1 protein-coding gene and 1 pseudogene are annotated in these 982 nt (G+C 39.7%); both read left to right on the top strand.

The annotated features are described in order from the left end of the window. Positions 1 to 154: pseudogene (locus CWE15_RS12220) on the top strand (IS30 family transposase); the annotation flags it as partial. Beyond that, positions 139 to 918 (top strand): hypothetical protein, encoded by a 780-nt coding sequence (locus CWE15_RS11915; RefSeq protein WP_157980767.1) that lies wholly within the window; start codon positions 139 to 141, stop codon positions 916 to 918. The pseudogene CWE15_RS12220 and the gene CWE15_RS11915, both read left to right, overlap by 16 nt. Positions 919 to 982: the final 64 nt, after the last annotated feature.

Raw genomic sequence — 982 nt, 5'->3', positions numbered from 1 at the left:
AGGCTGCAACTTACGGATATTGACCAACGAGATGCTGACCAAAATACAGCAGCGTATAAATCTCAGGCCGCGTAAGGTACTAGGGTTTAAGCAACCAGATGTAATTTTTAAAGAGCAATTGCAGTACGCGCAGAGCGAGTGTTGCAGTTATTAGTTGAATCTAGGAATGACTCTTTCATTTCTGATACTACTTATACGAAAAGTAGACACAACGTTTTAAACAAAGAACGTTTCAAATTTTGTGAGTCTAGAGAAATTACGAGTCCAACTTACATTTCTATGAAGTTTGATTGCGGATTCGAAGCTGAAGAAGTTGAGAAGTTTAGTACTAGCCTACTGCCAATGGTTGAAACCATATTTACGGGACTAGTGAATGACAACAGAGCTACTTGGATACTCTCTCATAACTGGTGCTTTTACTTTGTACAAGGGAACAAAGGTTTCGATAAGTCTAAGAGTACTAATCAATGTATATATTTTTATGTAAGTGAATCGACACTGAGACCAATTATGGATGTGGGCTCTAACAACGCAACGGTCGAAACAGAGCGACAAACCATTCAAAATAACTTCGGGCGTATGTTAGCTACCAGTGTCCATGAAGGTTGGCATGTACATTCTTTTTCCAACCATGACCGTTCAAAAATAAATCTGTTTATCAATGAGCTACAAGCCTATACGGTGGCTGCCTATGTAGAGCTGTATGCTAATCTTCATTTAAATACTCGAATATTAAACAGGAAAAGTCTTATTCCAATCGAGGATCAAGTGTATCTGCTGGAAAGCTGCGATAGTGAGACCGATTTAATTGACTTATTAAACTTAAACAAAGGTCATGAAAGTTATACCGCTTTTGCGGTGTTTTTCAACCGAGTTGTCCAAAAAGTTTGTTCTAAGCAACCGCTTTATTGCGCTTAATTTCCTCCAGCGAGGACGGGTTTAACGCCACATCGCCAGCAGGTCTCCAGTCTCGTGTACTGCG

The sequence above is a fragment of the Aliidiomarina taiwanensis genome (assembly GCF_003987015.1).
Lineage (GTDB): Bacteria > Pseudomonadota > Gammaproteobacteria > Enterobacterales > Alteromonadaceae > Aliidiomarina > Aliidiomarina taiwanensis.
The sequence above is the reverse complement of the archived record's forward strand: the minus strand, read 5'-3'. Positions and strand labels throughout refer to the sequence as shown.